This window comes from Pelagibacterium sediminicola (genome assembly GCF_003390885.1).
In the GTDB taxonomy this organism is placed as follows: domain Bacteria; phylum Pseudomonadota; class Alphaproteobacteria; order Rhizobiales; family Devosiaceae; genus Pelagibacterium; species Pelagibacterium sediminicola.
Genome location: NZ_QMEL01000001.1, coordinates 227,881 through 244,761, shown reverse-complemented (window position 1 = coordinate 244,761; position 16,881 = coordinate 227,881). Strand labels below are relative to the sequence as shown.

Below are 16,881 nucleotides of genomic sequence, written 5' to 3'. Positions count from 1 at the left end.
CATCGCCCACGGGCGATGAAGGAAAAACAGCGCAGGAGCGGGTGGTTCAGACCAGGTCCGGGTGCCGGAAGACCAGCGTTGCGTTGGTGCCGCCGAAACCAAAGCTGTTCGAGAGCACGATGCCCAGATCCACGTCGTCGCGGCGCTGGCGCAGGATGGGCATGTCCGCGAATTCGGGGTCGAGCGTTTCGATATTGGCGCTTTCGCAGATGAAGCGGTGCTTCATCATGAGCAGTGAATAGATACACTCCTGCACGCCCGTTGCGCCCAGCGAATGCCCGGTCAGCGACTTGGTGGCCGAAAGGGGCGGGCACTTGTCCTCATTGCCGAACACTTCGCGCAGCGCCTCGATCTCCTTTTTGTCTCCGACCGGCGTGGAAGTGGCGTGGGGGTTGATGTAGTCGATCTTTTCCCTGACCGTTTCGAGCGCCATCTTCATGCAGCGCACCGCGCCCTCGCCGGAGGGGGCGACCATGTCGTAGCCATCCGAGGTCGCGCCATAGCCGACGATCTCGCCATAGATCGTCGCGCCGCGCGCCTTTGCGTGTTCGAGTTCCTCAAGCACGAGCACGCCCGCGCCGCCCGCGATCACGAACCCGTCGCGATTGGCGTCATAGGCGCGCGAGGCGGTCTGGGGGGTGTCGTTGAAGTTCGAACTCATCGCGCCCATGGCGTCGAACAGGTTCGACATCGACCAGTCGAGGTCCTCGTGCCCGCCGGCAAAGACGATGTCCTGCTTGCCGAGCTGAATCTGTTCGTAAGCATTGCCGATGCAGTGCTTGGAGGTGGCGCAGGCCGAGGAAATCGAATAGTTGACGCCAAGGATGCCGAAAGCGGTGGCCAGCGTTGCCGAAGCGGTCGAACTCATCGCCTTGGGCACGGCCAGCGGCCCGATGCGCCTTGGGCTCTTGTTGGTGCGGGTGATGTCGGCGGCCTCGACCACCGCGCGGGTGGACGGCCCGCCCGAACCCATGACGATCCCGGTGCGCGGGTTCTTGATGTCTTTTTCCTCGAGCCCGGCCATCGCGATGGCTTCGGCCATGGCGATGTAGTTCCAGGCCGCGCCCTTGGCCATGAAGCGCGTCGTGCGCCGGTCGAGAACGGAGAACGGATCGAGCGTGGGGGCGCCATGCACCTGGCAGCGGAACCCGTATTCGACATAGTCCTCGGCGCGCGAAATACCGGGCCGCGCGGCCTTGAGGCTATCGAGAACCTCCGGGATAGTGTTCCCGATCGAGGAAACGATCCCCATTCCGGTGACGACAACGCGCTTCATCTTCGCCTCTTCTTTTCTGGCCCCTGCCAACTGGCTTGAGTCTTTTAAAGGCTGCCCATGTCGGTAAAAAGGCCGACCCGCATGTCCTTGGCCTCGTATATGGTGCGCCCGTCGGCCTTCACATAGCCGTCCGCGATCCCCAGCGTGAGCTTGGAGCGCATGACGCGCTTGATATCGACGCCATATTCGACCGACTTGACGTCATTGGTGATCTGCCCGGTGAACTTGATCTCGCCGGCCAGCGCGCGTCCACGCCCCGGCGAGCCGGTCCAGCCGAGGAAAAACCCGGTCATCTGCCAGAGCGCATCGAGCCCCAGACAACCCGGCATCACAGGGTCGTTGTGGAAATGGCATTTGAAGAACCACAGGTCCGGCGTGACGTCGAGCTCGGCGCGCACCTGGCCGCGCGAAAACGCGCCCCCCTCCTCATCGATCCGCGTGATGCGGTCGAACATGAGCATGGGCGGCAGGGGAAGCTGTGCATTGCCCGGCCCGAACAGCTCTCCGCGCCCGCAGGCCAGAAGCTCTTCGTAGTCGTAGGAATGGGCACGGTCCGCCATGGGCTCCCCTTTGTTGAATGCAAACCTGTGTAGAGGGCATTGCCCAAGGGGGTCAATAGAGCATTTGGGTATAGCTCACAGGCTGGCGGGGCTTTTCCACGGTCCTTGAGGGGCGGGAGCGGGGCGGGCGCCTTCAGGCCATCTGCGCCTTTTTCTGCCGGCGCCGGACGACCGACGAGGCGATGTTCATCCCCTCGCGGTATTTGGCGACCGTGCGCCGCGCCACCTCGATCCCCTGTTCGGCCTTGAGCGTTTCGGCGATCGTGTCGTCCGAAAGGATCGCGGTGGGGCTTTCCGCGTCGATGAGCTGTTTTATGCGGTGGCGCACGGCTTCGGCGGAATGGTCCTCGCCGCCGCTGGCCGAACCGAGCGCGGTGGTGAAGAAATATTTCATCTCGAACAGCCCGCGCGGGGTCGCGACATATTTGTTGGCGGTGACCCGCGAAACGGTCGATTCGTGCATCTCGATGGCAGCGGCGACCGTCTTGAGGGTCATGGGGCGGAGGTGGGCGACGCCGCGCTCGAGGAACCCATCCTGTTGTTTGACGATCTCGGTCGCGACCTTGAGGATCGTCTGGGCGCGCTGGTCAAGGCTCCGCGTCAGCCAGTTGGCGGTTGCAAGGCAATCGACCAGAAAACTCTTTTCCCCCGCATCGCGGGTCTTTTTCGAGACCGAGGCGTAATAGGTGCGGTTGACCAGCACCCGAGGCAGCACATCGGCATTGACCTCGACCTGCCAGTTGCCTCCCGGCCCGCGCCTCACGAAGACATCGGGGATCACCGCCTCGACCGGCGCGCCATCGAACGCCCGGCCGGGCTTGGGATCGAGCGCGCGCAATTCGGCCAGCATATCGGCAAGGTCCTCCCGGCTGGCCCCCAGCGCCTTGCACAGCCCCGAAAGATCGTGGCTTGCGATCATCTCGAGCCGCGCAAGGAGCCCCGCCATCATGGGGTCGAGCCGGTTCCTGTCGCGGAGCTGGATGGCAAGGCATTCCCCCAGATCGCGCGCGAAAACCCCCACCGGATCGCAGCCCTGCAGTTTTGCGAGCACCGCCTCGATCGTTTCGACCGGCGCGCCGAGTTGTTCGGCGATCCCCGCGCAATCGGCAACGAGGTAGCCGCGCTCGTCGAGATTGTCGATGAGGCTCCGGGCGATCAGCCGCTCGGCGGGGTCCTTGACGATCAGCGCCACCTGCCCGGCCAGATGATCGGCAAGCGTGGGCTTTGCCGGGACGTACTGGTCGATATCGGGGGCATCGAGCCCGGCATAGGCGGACTTCCCTTCCGGCCACATATTCGATTGCGACAGCGAATCCTGGCCCGACTGTTCGGGAAAGACGTTGGCGACATCGGTGTCGAGACTGTCGGCGATCGAGACGGCGCTTTGCAGTTGCGCGCCCTGGTCGACCACGTCCTCATAGGGATCGATCTCGGCGGGCCGCTCGCGCTCGAGCGGGGTATCGCCATCGCCGCCATCCTCGCGTTCGAGCAGCGGATTGCGCAGCAGTTCGGCATCGACAAAGGCCGAAAGCTCCAGATGGCTGAGCTGCAAAAGCCGGATCGAGGCCATCAACTGGGGGGTCAGCGTCAATGTCTGGGATTGCCGGACGTCGAGCCGCGGCGATAGCGCCATGATCAAAAATCCCCACTTGCCATCGAGAACCGGGCGGAGAGGGGATTCTAGGAGATTCTATTCCCCCATACAAGTTTTGTGCCATCTGGCGGGAGCGAGCCTAGAGCGTAAAGCTCTCGCCCAGATAGACCCGCCTTGCGTCGGGGTCGGCCATGATGGTTTCGGGGCGGCCCTGGATCATAACCTTGCCCCCATGGATGAGGTAGGCCCGGTCGACCAGCCGGAAGGTCTCGCGCACCTGATGGTCGGTGATCAGGACCCCGATCCCGCGTCCCGTCAATTGCTTGACCAGCCCCTGGATATCGGCGACCGCGATGGGGTCGATCCCTGCGAAGGGTTCGTCGAGCAGCATGAATTTGGGGTCGGCGGCCAGCGCCCGTGCGATCTCGACCCGCCGCCGCTCGCCCCCCGAAAGCGCCAGCGCATCCGCGTCGCGCAGGTGGGAAACGGAAAATTCCTCGAGCAGCGCATCGAGCCGGGCATGGCGTTCGCGCCTGTCCCTTATATGGCCTTCGAGGACGGCGAGGACGTTGTCCTTGACGCTCAGCCCGCGAAAGATCGAGGCTTCCTGGGGCAGATAGCCGATGCCGAGCCGTCCGCGCTGGTAAAGAGGCAGATGGGTGATCGGCAGTCCGTCGAGCAGCACTTCGCCCTTGTCGGGCCTGACCAGCCCCATGATCATGGTAAAGACCGTGGTCTTGCCCGCCCCGTTGGGGCCGAGCAGGCCCACCGCCTCCCCGCGCCGCACAGCGATCGAGACGTCGCGCACGACGGCCCGCTTTTTAAAGCTCTTGGCCAGACCGTGCGCCACGAGCCAGCCGGTCTGGTCGATCCTTGCCCCGCTGGTGCTCATCCGCCGCCCGGGGTGAAGACGCCGGTGACGCGCCCGCCGGACGCGCCGGGACCGCTCGAGAACGAGGAGGTGCCCGCCCGGGTGTCGATGACCAGCCGCTGGCTTTCCACCGTGCCCGATGCGTTGACCACGACGACATCGCCGGTGAGCGTCAGGGTGCGGGCGGAAAAATCGTAAAAAGCCTCGTTGCTCTGGGCGGTCTGTCCGTCAAATATCATGTCGATGCGCCCGCCCGAGGCGGTGAAGTTTTCAAGATCGCTCGGCCCGCCCTCGCCATAGACCGCCAGCACCCGGGGGCCACGCATTTCCATCGTGCCCTGGATGATGACGACATTGCCGGTAAAGAGCGCGGTGTTCTCGTCCTCGGCGATTTCGAGCGCGTCGGCGGAAATGTTGACCCGTTCGTCGGCCTGGGCCGAAAGCCCGCCGAACCCGGAAGGGTCGGCGGCGGTCTGGGCCGCGGCGGGCGTTGCGCTGGCCAGCACCGCAAGAAATATCGTATGGATCGGTTTCATAAGCCAGGCTCCTGGGCGAAGGGGTCGCGCTCTTGTCCATCGTCGGGCGCCGGAATCATCTGCAGGCGCACGCCGCCAAACTGCCAGATCGCGCCGCCCATGTCGTGCCTCATCGTTGCCGCATCGAGCCGGTTGCCGCCCGAAAAGGTGAAACGCACCGGCCCGTCACTGGTGATGATCTGGCCGGGCCAGTCCACCTCGACGCCTGCCAGCACACCGGCCGCCCCGGTCGAATCGGTGACGAGCACGTCCTCGTTGGAAACCAGCCGCTCGGCGCTCATCGTCCATTGCGCGGTCGAAAATTCGATTTCGGCGCGGTAGCCGCCCCCGCCGGCAAGATCGACCCTGAGCCCGTAAAGATCGGCGATGTCGAGATCCCCGATCCGGCTTTCGGCGCGTTCGGCGTTCATCTTGTAGACCGTTCCGGTCGCCGTGCGCCCCTCGAAACGCGGCGCGGCGATGACCAGCGTATCGTTTTCGAGCCTGATCCCGGCGACCGGCAGGGCATCGGCGACCATCGAAACCCCGATCTGGACCACCGGGATCGAAAGGAGCAGTAAGGCGAGGGCCGGCACGGCAACCCGCAGGACGCCGATGCGCCGGTTATGCCGGGCGAGGCGGGCATGGATGTCGTGCCGTATGCCGGGGTTTGCCGCGCTCATCGGGACCTCACCCTTTTTAATCAGCTATGGGCAAAGATATCGGTTTCGGGCCAGCCGGCCAGATCAAGCCTTGCCCTTGTGGGCAGGAAGTCAAAGCAGGCTTTCGCCATGTCGGCCCGGTCCTCGCGCGCCAGCATGCGGTCGAGATGGCGGCGCATGTCGTGGAGATAAAGAACGTCCGAGGCCGCGTAGTCGAGCTGGGCCTGGGTCAGCGTTTCGGCGCCCCAGTCCGAACTTTGCTGCTGCTTGGACATATCGACCCCCAAAAGCTCGCGCGCCAGATCCTTCAACCCGTGCCGGTCGGTATAGGTGCGCACGAGCTTTGAAGCGATCTTGGTGCAATAGACCGGCTCGGGCATTACCCCGAACGCGGCATAAAGCGCGGCCATGTCGAACCGGGCGAAATGAAAGAGTTTTGTGACGCCGGTATCGGCCAGAAGCGCCTTGATGTTTGGAGCATCGGTCTGGCCCGGCGCGATCTGGACGATGTCGGCGGTGCCGTCGCCCGGCGAGAGCTGCACCACGCACAACCTGTCGCGCGCCGGGTTGAGCCCCATGGTTTCGGTGTCGATGGCCACCTGGCGGCCATAGCGGGAAAGATCGGGCAGGTCGCCCTTGTGCAGCCGCACGCTCATGATCCCGGTCGCTCCCTCGCGCTTTATGGAATGGTGCGGGCTTGATGCCACAGGCAACACCCCCTTGCCTAGCCCGGCAAGGGCGAAAACCATATCGGGTCGAGAGATGGTGCCCGGAAGAAGACTCGAACTTCCACTCCCTTGCAGGAACCAGCACCTGAAGCTGGCGCGTCTACCAATTCCGCCATCCGGGCAACGGCGCAACTCACTAGAGCGGCCCCGGGGGTTTGTCAATGAGAAGCAGAGGGCGCCGGCGATTTTGTTTCAGTAAGAAGCGCCGTCGAAGCTGGTGACCGTATCGGGATCGTACTCTGCGCCCTCAAGGCAGTTGACATTGACCATATAGAGCGCGTTGCCCTCGCGGTCCCGGCCATTGGCGAAGGCCTCGACCCCGCACACCGAGCAGAAGGTGTGATCGATGACCTTCTTGTTGAAGCGATAGCTCGTGAGCCGGTCCTTTCCGCTCACCAGCGTAAAGTTTTCCGCCGGGACCGGTTGCAGCACCCAGCCCAGACGCCGGCAGCGCGAACAGTTGCAGCGCAGGAGCGAATCGAGTTCGGTCTGCGCGGAAAACCGCACGGCGCCGCAATGGCAGCTGCCTTCATAGATCGGCATCGAGGTCCTCCGGTGTCTTCGTCAAGATCAGAACAAATATAGAACAAGTAGTTTGCCCCGGTCAAGCGCCGCTCGAGGGGCGCGCATCTGCGCCATCAAAGCGATTGAAACCGGGCGGGGCGGGGGCTAAAAGCCTTTGATGTCAGTATCGGCCACAATTTTATCAGACAGGGCACCTCACCGATGAGCGAAACGGGCAAGCTGGTCACGGTCTTTGGCGGATCGGGTTTTGTGGGTACGCAACTGGTGCAGGAACTCGCCCGGCGCGGCTATAGCGTGCGGGTCGCCGTCCGCCGCCCCGATCTTGCCGGCCATGTGCGCATGTACGGCTTTCCGGGCCAGATCCAGCCGGTTCAGGCCAATCTGCGCTACCCCCAGTCGGTGCTTGCCGCCGCGCGCGGATCATCCGTGGTCATCAATCTGGTGGGCATTCTTTTTGAAAAGGGCCGCCAGAAATTCCGTGCCGTTCAGGCCATGGGCGCCAAAAACGTCGCCGAGGCGGCCAAGGCGGCGGGTGCCGAACGCCTGATCCACATGTCGGCCATCGGCGCGGACGCCGGTTCGCCCTCGGCCTATGCCCGCTCAAAAGCTGCCGGTGAGGCCGAAGCGCTCAAGGCCTTCCCCGGCGCCATCATCGTGCGCCCCTCTCTCATCTTCGGGCAGGACGACAATTTCTTCAATCTCTTCGGGATGCTCGCCCGCATGTCCCCTGTCCTGCCGGTCATCCACGGCGAGACGAAATTCCAGCCCGTCCATGTCGGCAACGTCGCCGAGGCGATGGCCAATCTCGTCCAGGGCGCGGGCAAGCCGGGGGCGGTCTATGAGTTCGGCGGGCCGGAAGTCGTGACCATGCGGGAAATTCTCGAGCGCGTGAACGCCGAAACGCTGCGCAATCGCCCGCTCGTGGCCCTGCCTGCGGGAATGGCGAAACTGATGGCGTCGCTGGCCGCTATCCTGCCGCGCCCGCTCCTCACCTCCGATCAGGTGGTTCAGCTGGGCATCGACAATGTGGTGTCGCAGGACGCGGCAAGGGCAAAACGCACGCTTTTGGCGCTCGGGGTCACCCCCACGACGATCGATGCGGTGATCCCGACCTATCTGTGGCGCTTCCGCAAGCATGGCGAGTTCGACCGCCGGATCGCGGCCTGAGCGTTAACAGGCGCTTAACCGATAATGGCCAATTGGCGGCATAACAGGAGCCGGGGCATAAAAAGACCTTGATTGACGCCCATGACGGGCGGCTAAATCCACAGCGATCACGTGTTGTCCGGGAGCGAGAAGCGCCGCCCATGCCCCAGCTTTTGCATCACAAGCTCGATCCCAATTCGCGCATCATCCGCCTCATGCTCGCCGAATACGGCATCGAAGTGGAGCTGGTCGATACCGCGCCCTGGCGGCGCGATCCCGATTTTCTCGACATCAACCCCGCCGCCACCGTGCCGGTGATGCTCGACGAGCCGTTTGCGCCCGTCGTCGGGGTTCTGGCCGCGATTTCCCATGTCGAGGCCAATTTTGGCCCGGAAAACCACATCGAACCGCTTTTGCCCGAGCACCCCGGCCAGCGCGCCGAAACCTGGCGGCTGCTCGAATGGGTGCTTTTGAAGCTCAACGCGGAAGTGACGACCTATCTGCTTGAGGAAAAGCTCATCAAGCGCGATTTGCGTTCGGGCGCGCCAGACCCCGCCGTGCTGCGCATCGCCAAGGCCAATCTCAACGAACATCTGGCCTATTTCTCCTGGCTGCTCGCAACCCGCCGCTGGCTGGCCGGGGAGGTGATGACGGTGGCCGATTTCGCACTCGCCGCCCATTTTTCGGTCCTCGACTATATGGGCGATATCGACTGGGCCAGGGCGGGGGACGCCAAGGACTGGTACGCGCGCATCAAGTCGCGCCCCGCCTTCCGCCCGCTGCTTGCCGACCGCGTGGTCGGCATGCCCGCCGCGCCCGCCTATGCGGACCTCGATTTTTGAGCGCAGACGTCCAGAGCATCGTCCGGGAGCTGCGCGCCCGCGCCTCTGCTCTGGGTTTTGACGCCTTCGGCATCGCGCCGGCCTCGGCCCGGCCCGATCTGGAGGATAAATTGCACACCGCGCTGGCCCGCGGCTGGCACGGCGACATGGAATGGATGGCCGAAACCGCGGAGCGCCGCGCCCGGCCGCAAAACCTCTGGGCCGATGTGCGCTCGGTCATCATGGTGGGGATCAATTACGGCCCCCGGACCGATCCCCTTGGCCGGCTCGCCGACACGAGGCTCGCCAATATTTCCGCCTACGCCCAGATGCGCGACTACCACGATGTGGTCAAGGGCAAGATAAAGGAGCTGGCCGGGCTTCTGGCCCGCCGCGCCGGGGCCGAGGTCAAGGTGTTCGTCGATACAGCCCCGGTGATGGAAAAGCCCTTGGCCGAAGCGGCCGGGCTCGGCTGGCAGGGCAAGCATACGGTGCTGGTGTCGCGCCAGTACGGCTCGTGGCTCTTTCTGGGCGCGATCTATACCAGCGCCGACCTGCCCCCCGATGCCCCGCACGCCGAAAGCTGCGGCACCTGCACGCGGTGCCTCGATGTCTGCCCCACCGATGCCTTCCCCGCGCCCTTCCAGCTCGATGCCCGCAAGTGCCTTGCCTATTATTCGGTCGAGCACAAGGGCCAGATCCCGCTCGCAATGCGCGAGCCCATGGGCAACCGGGTGTTCGGGTGCGACGATTGCCTGGCGATCTGCCCGTGGAACAAGTTCGCAAGCAGCGCGCGCGAGGCAAAGCTTCAGGCGCGCGACGAAATCGCCGATCTGAGCCTTGCCGACCTGCTCGCGCTCGACGATCCGGCTTTTCGCCGCGCGTTTTCCGGTACCCCGGTCCGGCGGCTGGGCTGGGCGCGGCTGATGCGCAACGGGCTGGTCGCGGCGGGCAACAGCGGGGACAGGACCCACCTGCCGCGTGTGCGAAAATTTCTCGATCACCCCGACCCGCTGATCAGGGGGATGGCGGTCTGGGCGCTCAAAAAGCTCGATCCCGGCGAGGCGGGCGCACGCAAGGCAACGGCACGGGCGGTGGAAACCGATCCCGGAGTGAGGGCGGAATGGAGCAACTGAACGTTCTGGTCTTTGGTGCGGGCTTTTCGGGGCTGGCGGCCATCGAGGCGATAAGATGGCGCAACCCCACGGCAAGGGTTGCGGGCACCACCCGCGACCCGGCAAAAGCCGCCCGTCTCGACGCGCTGGGCATTGCCGCCCACCTTTTTGACGGCGCTCCCGACCCGGCTTTGGAGGACGCGATCCTCGGGGCGACCCACATTCTGGTGTCGATCGCGCCCGGTGCGGGCGGCGACCCGGTGCTCGATGCGGCCTCCGGGATCGTCGAAAGGGCGAAAGACCTGCAATGGATCGGCTATTACTCCACCATCGGGGTTTATGGCGATGCGGGCGGGGATTGGATCGACGAGAGTTTCCCGACCCGGGCCCTCAATGCGCGCATCGACTGGCGGCTGAAGGCCGAAGCGCAATGGCAGGCGCTCGCCCAAAGTCGCGGGGTGCCGCTGGCCATCCTGCGGCTGGCCGGGATTTACGGGCCGGGCCGGTCGGCTTTCGACAAGCTCCGCGCCGGCACCGCACGGCGGATCGTCAAGCCCGGACAGGTCTTCAACCGCATCCATAACGCCGATATCGGCGAGATCACGGCGCTGGCCGCCGCACGGGGGCTTGAGGGTATTTTCAATATTGCCGATGACGAACCGGCGCCGCCCCAGGACGTGGTTTGCCACGCGGCGGCCCTGCTGGGCATCGATCCGCCGCCCGAAACCGATTTCGACACCGCCGATCTCCCCCCGCTCGTGCGCTCGTTTTATGCCGGCAACCGCCGCGTCGCCAACGGCAAGATCAAGGCCGCGCTGGGCTATGCAATGGGCCATCCCACCTATCGCGACGGGCTCGCCGCCATCCTTGCGGCGGAAAGTGGGCGTTGACGGGGGCCCAAGAGAAGCTTATCTCGCGCCCATGGCTAAGAAGGCAAAGACATCGGCACCGTCCCAGCGCATGCTGCGCGTTGCAGAACGCGTGCGGCATGAAATCGCGTCCCTGTTGCAGCGCGGCGAGATCATCGACCCGCTGCTCGAGGTGAGCACGATCACCGTCCCCGAAGTGCGCATGACCCCCGATCTGCGGATCGCCAATGTCTATGTGATGCCGCTGGGCGGGGAAAATACCGCCGATGTGGTGGATGCGCTCAATACCCACGCAAAATTCATCCGTGGCCGGGTGGCCCCGCTGCTCAACCTCAAATACGCGCCCGAATTCCGCTTTTTCGTCGACACGACCTTCGATGAATATGGCCGGATCGATGCCATCCTGCGCTCGGATCGCGTGCGGCGCGATCTCGAGGCGCGCGACGACGAAGAAGAATAAGGAAACCGACCGGTGAGCCAGGCTCCGCAAAAGCGCCCAAAGCGCAATCTCTCGGGCTGGCTGGTCTTTTCCAAGCCCTATGACATGTCCTCGACTGAGGCGGTGGGCAAGCTGCGCTGGCTCTATGGCGCCAAAAAGGCCGGACACGCCGGAACCCTCGACCCCTTGGCCACCGGCATCCTGCCGATCGCCTTCGGCGAAGCCACCAAGACCGTGCCCTATGTGCAGGACGGCATAAAGCTCTACCAGTTCGATATCGTCTGGGGCAGCCAGACCTCGACCGACGACATCGAGGGCGAGGTGATCGCAACCTCCGACGTGCGTCCCGAAAGGGCCGCGCTCGAAGCGGTCCTGCCGCGCTTTACCGGGCTTATCACGCAGGTCCCTCCAGCCTTTTCGGCCATCCGCATCGGGGGCGAGCGCGCCTATGATCTGGCGCGGGCCGGTGAAACGCCCCAGATGCCGCCCCGCGAGGTCGAGATCGAGACGATCGAGATCGTCTCCCACGGCCCCGAAAGATCGCGCCTTGCGGTCACCTGCGCCAAGGGCACCTATGTGCGCGCATTGGCCCGCGATATCGCCGAAGCGCTCGGGACCAGGGGCCATGTCGGCGCGCTGCACCGCGCGCGGGTAGGCGAATTTTCCGACGAGATGGCGGTCAGCCTTGAGAGCATCGAGGCCCTCGAGGGCGCTGCGCGGGACCAGTTCCTCCTCCCGGTCGCCGCCGGGCTGTTCGACCTGCCCGAAATAAGGCTCGATGAGCGTCAGGCGGCAACGATCCGGCTGGGCAATCCGGTGCTTCTGACCGGGCGGGATGCGCCGGTCGCGCTCGAGGAGGCCTGGGCGAGCTGCCGGGGCGAGGCGGTGGCGGTCGGTTTTGTCGAAAAGGGCCAGTTCAAGCCCCGCCGCGTCATCCTTGCGGGTGGCTGACCGGCTTATGACCTTTACCCGGGCGGGCTGACAGGTTACCTCTTGGCGCTCAAGTCGAGGTTTTCGGACGGACCCGGAATGAGCGTAAACGCAGCGGAAAAACCCGCGCCGCAGAACGGGGACCGGACCGCCGTGCCACCAAAGCCCCCCTTGCGCCGGTCCTATCCGGTTCTGATCTATCTGATCGTGCTCGTTGGCGTGCTCGTCGTGCCGATCCTGGGATTCACCGCCGTTCTGCTCCAGCGCCACAACGTCGCCCAGGAGGAGATCGTCGAGACCTTCACCGTCGCCACCACCCGTTCGGTGGTGCAGGCGGTCGAGCGCGAAATCGCCGGGATGATCACGACCCTGCGCGTTCTCGCCCGCGCCGAATCCCTGCTCGAAGGCGACCTGGCAGCCTATCACGCCCACGTGCAGGCCGCGCTGGCCGGTACGGGATCGAACCTTCTCCTCGTGGATACAGCCCTCAGGCAGTTGATCAACACCCGCGTCGCCTACGGCGCGCCGCTGGGACCTATGTCCGACCCCCAGTCGGCACTTCGTGCTTTTGCGACCCCCGACGCCATCGTTTCCGAGCTGTTTTTCGGGGCCACGGCCGATCGTTACGTGTTCAACGTCATGATGCGCCGGGAGCCGCCCAACGAAGACCAGGTGGTGATCCTCACCCAGGAAGCCTCCAGCCTTTCCACCGCGCTTTTGACCCGCGAACTGCCGCAGGGCTGGCACGTCGCGCTGGTCGACGGGCACAACCGGGTCATCGCCGCTTCCCAGGACAGTGCCGTGGTAGGCGACACGCTGTTCGTTCCCCTGCTCGAAGGCACCGGCACCTCGATGCGCTGGCGCGAGCGGCCGATCGACGGCGAAAGCTACAGGACCATCACCCAGCGCTCGATCCTTTCGGGCTGGTATGTGGTCGCCTGGGCGCCGGTCTGGGTGGTTCAGCAGCCGTTGCGCTCATCGCTTTTGTGGCTGCTGGCGGGTGGAGCGGCGCTCATCGGCATCGCCGCAATCGCCGTCTTCATCCTTGCGCGCCGCATCGCGCGCTCGGTGCGCGGGCTGGCGCGCGAAGCCAAGCGGCTCGGCTCCGGCGCCGATTTCGAGCCCACCTATTATCCCGTACTCGAGCTTTCCCAGGTTTCCCAGGCGCTGGCCGATGCCGCCCGTCAGCGCAAGAGCGCCGAAACCGAGGTGCGGTTCCTGATGCGCGAGGTTGCGCATCGCTCCAAGAACCAGTTGACGGTCATCTCGGCCATGGCCAAGCAGACGGCGCAAGGGGCCGAGACGGTCGAGCAGTTCGTCGAGGGCTTCCAGCATCGCATCTACGGGCTGGCGCGTTCCACCGACCTGCTTTTGACCCACGGCACCCAGGGGATCGGGCTGCGCGAGTTGATCAGCGCCCAGATCGATCCCTTCCGGCCCGAAAATCCGGCGCGCGTCACAAAGACGGGCCCCAATATCCTGCTGAACGTGCAGTCGGCGCAGGTATTGGGCATGGCCGTCCATGAACTGGCAACCAACGCGGCCAAATACGGTGCCTTTTCGGCGCCCGACGGCACGCTGGTGGTGGACTGGAACCGCGCGGGCGCCGGCAGGCTCCATGTTTCGTGGCGTGAGACGGTACCCGGCTTTGCCCCGCCGCGCGAGCGCAAGGGGTTCGGTACGGTGGTGCTCAAGACCATGGTGAGCGGTGCGCTCAAGGCCGACGTCGAACGCCGCATTCACGACGATGGCATCGAATGGGTGTTCTCGATCCCGCTCGCCGAGATCGATCCCGACCGCCAGCCCGCCGGAATCGAGGACGAGCCCGATAGCGGCGAGGTCTGACAGGGGCGGCGCGGAAATAAGCGCTTCTCTTTTTGCCCCATTTGCCCTATAGGGACCCCGATCGGCGCGGCATCGCCCGCCCGGTTCATAAGGCCATACCTGGACGACATCCCGGCTATGGCGGCTTTTCCTCCTTGAATAGAAAGGACTCCCGATGTCGATCACTCCCGAGCGCAAGGCTGCGCTGATTGCCGAATATGCAACCAAGGCCGGCGACACCGGTTCGCCCGAAGTTCAGGTTGCGATCCTCACCGAACGCATCAACAACCTGACCGAGCACTTCAAGGGCCACGCCAAGGACAATCATTCCCGCCGCGGGCTTCTCAAACTCGTTTCCACCCGCCGCTCGCTGCTCGACTATGTCAAGCGCGGCGACGAGGCGCGCTACCAGAGCCTGATCGGAAGGCTCGGCATCCGCCGCTGAACGAAAATCTTGCGATGCGGGACCGGCCACCGGCCCCGCATCGGCGTTTTGAACAGGCGCTTTCCGGCATGGAGCCGGGACCGCTCGTAAAAGCCGGAAAAATCCGGCGCAACCGGCCTGGCGCCCCTTTTGGGGCATGGCAGGATCGCCGGGAACTTCGCAAACCCAAATCTTGCCGGAGTTCCTCGCCATCTTGTCCATGTTCCGTCCAGAGGGCGTCCCGGCCCTTTATGCTGCCCCCGTTTCCCGCGCCGGCGATGAACCGGCCGGGTGAGGGGCGCGTTGAAAGGACGAAAGCCAATGGCTATCAATTTCGATTATCACAAGGTCGAACTCGACTGGGGCGGCCAGCCCCTGACGCTCGAAACCGGCAAGGTCGCCCGTCAGGCCGATGGTGCGGTGGTCGCAACGCTGGGCGAGACCGTCGTGCTCGCCACCGTGGTTTCGGCAAAAGAGCCCAAGGCAGGCATCGATTTCTTCCCGCTGACCGTCAACTACCAGGAAAAATACTTCGCCGCGGGCAAGATCCCCGGGGGCTATTTCAAGCGCGAAGGCCGCCCGACCGAAGCCGAGACGCTCACCTCGCGCCTCATCGACCGCCCGATCCGCCCGCTGTTTCCCGCCGGATACAAGCACGAAACCCAGGTCATCATCACCACGCTCCAGCACGATCTGGAAAATGAGCCTGACGTTCTGGCGATGGTTGCGGCCTCGGCTGCACTGACCATCTCGGGAATTCCCTTCATGGGCCCGATCGGTGCGGCGCGCGTGGGCTACATTGACGGCGAATACGTGCTCAACACGCCCATCGACAGGCGGTCGGATTCAAAGCTCGACCTCATCATGGCCGGCACCGCCGACGCCGTGTTGATGGTTGAGTCGGAAGCCAAGGAGCTTTCCGAGGAAGTGATGCTGGGCGCGGTGATGTTCGGCCACGCCCAGAGCCAGAAGGTGATCGATGCGATCATCAAGCTGGCCGAGCTGGCCGCCAAGGAGCCGCGCGAGTTCGAGCCCGAGGACCAGTCGGCGCTTGAAACCGAAATGCTCGCCTTCATCGAAGCCGAACTGCGCGACGCCTACAAGAACACCGACAAGCAGACCCGCTATGGCGCGGTCGATGCCGCCAAGGCCAAGGTCAAGGCGCACTTCCTGCCCGAAGAGGGCGAGGGCCGGTATACGCCCGAACAGGTCGGCGCGGTCTTCAAGTCGCTCCAGGCCAAGGTCGTACGCTGGAACATCCTCGACACCAAGACCCGCATCGACGGGCGCGATCTGGAAACGGTCCGTCCCATCGTCTCCGAGGTCGGCGTCCTGCCCCGCACCCACGGTTCGGCCATTTTCACGCGTGGTGAAACCCAGGCGCTGGTCGTTGCAACGCTGGGCACCGCCGATGACGAGCAGTTCATCGATTCGCTCGAGGGCACCTACAAGCAGAACTTCCTGCTTCACTACAACTTCCCGCCCTATTCGGTGGGTGAAGCGGGCCGCATGGGTTCGCCCGGCCGCCGCGAGATCGGCCACGGCAAGCTCGCCTGGCGCGCCATCAATCCCGTGCGCCCCTCGGCCGAAGAGTTCCCCTATACGCTGCGCGTCGTTTCGGAAATCACCGAATCGAACGGCTCGTCCTCGATGGCGACCGTGTGCGGCACCTCGCTTGCGCTGATGGATGCGGGCGTGCCGATGAAAAAGGCGGTGGCCGGTATTGCCATGGGCCTGATCCTTGAGGGCGAGAAATTCGCTGTCCTCTCGGACATCCTTGGTGACGAGGACCATCTGGGCGACATGGACTTCAAGGTGGCCGGCACCGCCGATGGCGTCACCAGCCTGCAGATGGACATCAAGATCGCCGGGATCACCGAGGAGATCATGAAGATCGCGCTGGCGCAGGCCAAGGGCGGCCGCACCCATATCCTCGCCGAGATGGCCAAGGCCATCGACACCGCGCGCGCCGAAGTGGGCGAATTCGCCCCGCGCATCGAAACCCTCAAGATCCCGACCGACAAGATCCGCGAAGTGATCGGCACCGGCGGCAAGGTGATCCGCGAGATCGTCGAAAAGACCGGCGCCAAGGTCAATATCGAGGACGATGGCACGGTGAAGGTCTCGTCTTCGGATGGCAAGCAGATCGATGCCGCCATCAAGTGGATCAAGTCGATCACCGACGAGCCCGAGGTCAACGCCATCTATCAGGGCACCGTGGTCAAGACCGCCGATTTCGGCGCTTTCGTCAATTTCTTCGGTTCGCGCGACGGGCTCGTGCACATCTCCCAGCTCGCCGACCAGCGCGTGGGCAAGACCACCGACGTCGTCAAGGAAGGCGACAAGGTGTGGGTCAAGCTGCTTGGCTTTGACGAGCGCGGCAAGGTGCGCCTCTCGATGAAGGTCGTCGACCAGGAGACCGGCAAGGAAAAGACCGGGGACGACAACGGGGACTGAGGCAGTCCGCCATCCTACCCATATCGGCCCGGCGCGTTTCGACGCGCCGGGCTTTTTTTATGCTGCCATGTCGGTCGGGCGCTCACCGGCGCGTCGTTTATCGTAGAGCGTTTTGAAGGAGAGAA

17 protein-coding genes and 1 tRNA gene are annotated in these 16,881 nt (G+C 64.5%); 9 read left to right on the top strand and 9 right to left on the bottom strand.

Annotated features, from left to right (window positions below; genetic code table 11):
* Window positions 1-46: 46 nt before the first annotated feature.
* The 9 genes from fabB to DQG18_RS01105 all read right to left on the bottom strand — a co-directional run bounded on the left by fabB (window position 47) and on the right by DQG18_RS01105 (window position 6,749).
* Window positions 47-1,276 carry a beta-ketoacyl-ACP synthase I gene (fabB, locus tag DQG18_RS01145; protein ID WP_116652381.1) on the bottom strand — a complete coding sequence of 410 codons (1,230 nt, stop codon included), beginning with the start codon at window positions 1,274-1,276 and terminating at the stop codon, window positions 47-49.
* Between the two features lie 44 nt (window positions 1,277-1,320).
* Window positions 1,321-1,836 (bottom strand): 3-hydroxyacyl-[acyl-carrier-protein] dehydratase FabA, encoded by a 516-nt coding sequence (gene fabA, locus DQG18_RS01140; protein ID WP_116652380.1) that lies wholly within the window; start codon window positions 1,834-1,836, stop codon window positions 1,321-1,323.
* Between the two features lie 133 nt (window positions 1,837-1,969).
* Window positions 1,970-3,469 (bottom strand): RNA polymerase factor sigma-54, encoded by a 1,500-nt coding sequence (gene rpoN, locus DQG18_RS01135; RefSeq protein ID WP_116652379.1) that lies wholly within the window; start codon window positions 3,467-3,469, stop codon window positions 1,970-1,972.
* 100 nt (window positions 3,470-3,569) lie between these two features.
* The gene (gene lptB, locus DQG18_RS01130) at window positions 3,570-4,322 is read right to left on the bottom strand and encodes an LPS export ABC transporter ATP-binding protein (protein ID WP_116652378.1); all 753 of its coding nucleotides are present in this window, start codon (window positions 4,320-4,322) and stop codon (window positions 3,570-3,572) included.
* Window positions 4,319-4,837 carry an LptA/OstA family protein gene (locus tag DQG18_RS01125; RefSeq protein ID WP_116652377.1) on the bottom strand — a complete coding sequence of 173 codons (519 nt, stop codon included), beginning with the start codon at window positions 4,835-4,837 and terminating at the stop codon, window positions 4,319-4,321. Before DQG18_RS01125 ends, lptB begins: the two co-directional genes overlap by 4 nt.
* The gene (locus DQG18_RS01120) at window positions 4,834-5,499 is read right to left on the bottom strand and encodes a hypothetical protein (RefSeq protein ID WP_116652376.1); all 666 of its coding nucleotides are present in this window, start codon (window positions 5,497-5,499) and stop codon (window positions 4,834-4,836) included. The genes DQG18_RS01125 and DQG18_RS01120 overlap by 4 nt, the downstream gene beginning before the upstream one ends.
* A 20-nt stretch (window positions 5,500-5,519) precedes the next feature.
* A complete protein-coding gene (locus DQG18_RS01115; protein WP_116652778.1) occupies window positions 5,520-6,134 on the bottom strand; it encodes a ribonuclease D in 615 nt (204 codons plus the stop codon).
* Between the two features lie 107 nt (window positions 6,135-6,241).
* A tRNA-Leu gene (locus tag DQG18_RS01110) sits at window positions 6,242-6,328 on the bottom strand.
* Between the two features lie 70 nt (window positions 6,329-6,398).
* Complete coding sequence (locus DQG18_RS01105; protein WP_116652375.1) at window positions 6,399-6,749, bottom strand: GFA family protein; 351 nt, start codon at window positions 6,747-6,749, stop codon at window positions 6,399-6,401.
* A 183-nt stretch (window positions 6,750-6,932) separates the two neighbouring features.
* Between DQG18_RS01105 and DQG18_RS01100 the strand changes: the two genes are divergently transcribed.
* From DQG18_RS01100 to pnp, 9 genes are all read left to right on the top strand, one after another.
* Window positions 6,933-7,898, top strand: a complete 966-nt coding sequence (locus tag DQG18_RS01100) for a complex I NDUFA9 subunit family protein (RefSeq protein WP_116652374.1) — start codon at window positions 6,933-6,935, stop codon at window positions 7,896-7,898.
* Window positions 7,899-8,038: 140 nt separating this feature from the next.
* Complete coding sequence (locus DQG18_RS01095) at window positions 8,039-8,719, top strand: glutathione S-transferase family protein (protein ID WP_116652373.1); 681 nt, start codon at window positions 8,039-8,041, stop codon at window positions 8,717-8,719.
* Entirely contained in the window at window positions 8,716-9,834 is a 1,119-nt protein-coding gene (gene queG, locus DQG18_RS01090; protein WP_116652372.1) for a tRNA epoxyqueuosine(34) reductase QueG, read from the top strand. The genes DQG18_RS01095 and queG overlap by 4 nt, the downstream gene beginning before the upstream one ends.
* On the top strand, window positions 9,831-10,703 hold the full coding sequence (locus DQG18_RS01085) for a Rossmann-fold NAD(P)-binding domain-containing protein (protein WP_116652777.1): 873 nt from the start codon (window positions 9,831-9,833) through the stop codon (window positions 10,701-10,703). The genes queG and DQG18_RS01085 overlap by 4 nt, the downstream gene beginning before the upstream one ends.
* Window positions 10,704-10,734: 31 nt before the next feature.
* A complete protein-coding gene (rbfA, locus tag DQG18_RS01080; RefSeq protein ID WP_116652371.1) occupies window positions 10,735-11,142 on the top strand; it encodes a 30S ribosome-binding factor RbfA in 408 nt (135 codons plus the stop codon).
* 12 nt (window positions 11,143-11,154) lie between these two features.
* Window positions 11,155-12,072: a tRNA pseudouridine(55) synthase TruB gene (gene truB / locus DQG18_RS01075; protein ID WP_116652370.1), complete on the top strand. Its 918-nt coding sequence runs from the start codon at window positions 11,155-11,157 to the stop codon at window positions 12,070-12,072.
* 78 nt (window positions 12,073-12,150) lie between these two features.
* Window positions 12,151-13,896, top strand: a complete 1,746-nt coding sequence (locus DQG18_RS01070; protein ID WP_116652369.1) for a sensor histidine kinase — start codon at window positions 12,151-12,153, stop codon at window positions 13,894-13,896.
* Between the two features lie 154 nt (window positions 13,897-14,050).
* On the top strand, window positions 14,051-14,320 hold the full coding sequence (rpsO, locus tag DQG18_RS01065; RefSeq protein ID WP_116652368.1) for a 30S ribosomal protein S15: 270 nt from the start codon (window positions 14,051-14,053) through the stop codon (window positions 14,318-14,320).
* A gap of 300 nt (window positions 14,321-14,620) precedes the next feature.
* Entirely contained in the window at window positions 14,621-16,756 is a 2,136-nt protein-coding gene (gene pnp, locus DQG18_RS01060; RefSeq protein ID WP_116652367.1) for a polyribonucleotide nucleotidyltransferase, read from the top strand.
* The last annotated feature ends 125 nt before the right edge of the window (window positions 16,757-16,881 follow it).

Excerpts from the sequence above, each read along its gene's own strand:
- rpoN (WP_116652379.1), bottom strand. The coding sequence starts at position 3,469 with ATGGCGCTATCGCCGCGGCTCGACGTCCGGCAATCCCAGACATTGACG.
- rbfA (WP_116652371.1), top strand. The coding sequence starts at position 10,735 with ATGGCTAAGAAGGCAAAGACATCGGCACCGTCCCAGCGCATGCTGCGC.
- pnp (WP_116652367.1), top strand. The coding sequence starts at position 14,621 with ATGGCTATCAATTTCGATTATCACAAGGTCGAACTCGACTGGGGCGGC.
- fabB (WP_116652381.1), bottom strand. The coding sequence starts at position 1,276 with ATGAAGCGCGTTGTCGTCACCGGAATGGGGATCGTTTCCTCGATCGGG.
- fabA (WP_116652380.1), bottom strand. The coding sequence starts at position 1,836 with ATGGCGGACCGTGCCCATTCCTACGACTACGAAGAGCTTCTGGCCTGC.
- lptB (WP_116652378.1), bottom strand. The coding sequence starts at position 4,322 with ATGAGCACCAGCGGGGCAAGGATCGACCAGACCGGCTGGCTCGTGGCG.
- DQG18_RS01100 (WP_116652374.1), top strand. The coding sequence starts at position 6,933 with ATGAGCGAAACGGGCAAGCTGGTCACGGTCTTTGGCGGATCGGGTTTT.
- DQG18_RS01115 (WP_116652778.1), bottom strand. The coding sequence starts at position 6,134 with ATGAGCGTGCGGCTGCACAAGGGCGACCTGCCCGATCTTTCCCGCTAT.
- rpsO (WP_116652368.1), top strand. The coding sequence starts at position 14,051 with ATGTCGATCACTCCCGAGCGCAAGGCTGCGCTGATTGCCGAATATGCA.
- DQG18_RS01120 (WP_116652376.1), bottom strand. The coding sequence starts at position 5,499 with ATGAGCGCGGCAAACCCCGGCATACGGCACGACATCCATGCCCGCCTC.
- DQG18_RS01095 (WP_116652373.1), top strand. The coding sequence starts at position 8,039 with ATGCCCCAGCTTTTGCATCACAAGCTCGATCCCAATTCGCGCATCATC.
- DQG18_RS01105 (WP_116652375.1), bottom strand. The coding sequence starts at position 6,749 with ATGCCGATCTATGAAGGCAGCTGCCATTGCGGCGCCGTGCGGTTTTCC.
- DQG18_RS01070 (WP_116652369.1), top strand. The coding sequence starts at position 12,151 with ATGAGCGTAAACGCAGCGGAAAAACCCGCGCCGCAGAACGGGGACCGG.
- DQG18_RS01125 (WP_116652377.1), bottom strand. The coding sequence starts at position 4,837 with ATGAAACCGATCCATACGATATTTCTTGCGGTGCTGGCCAGCGCAACG.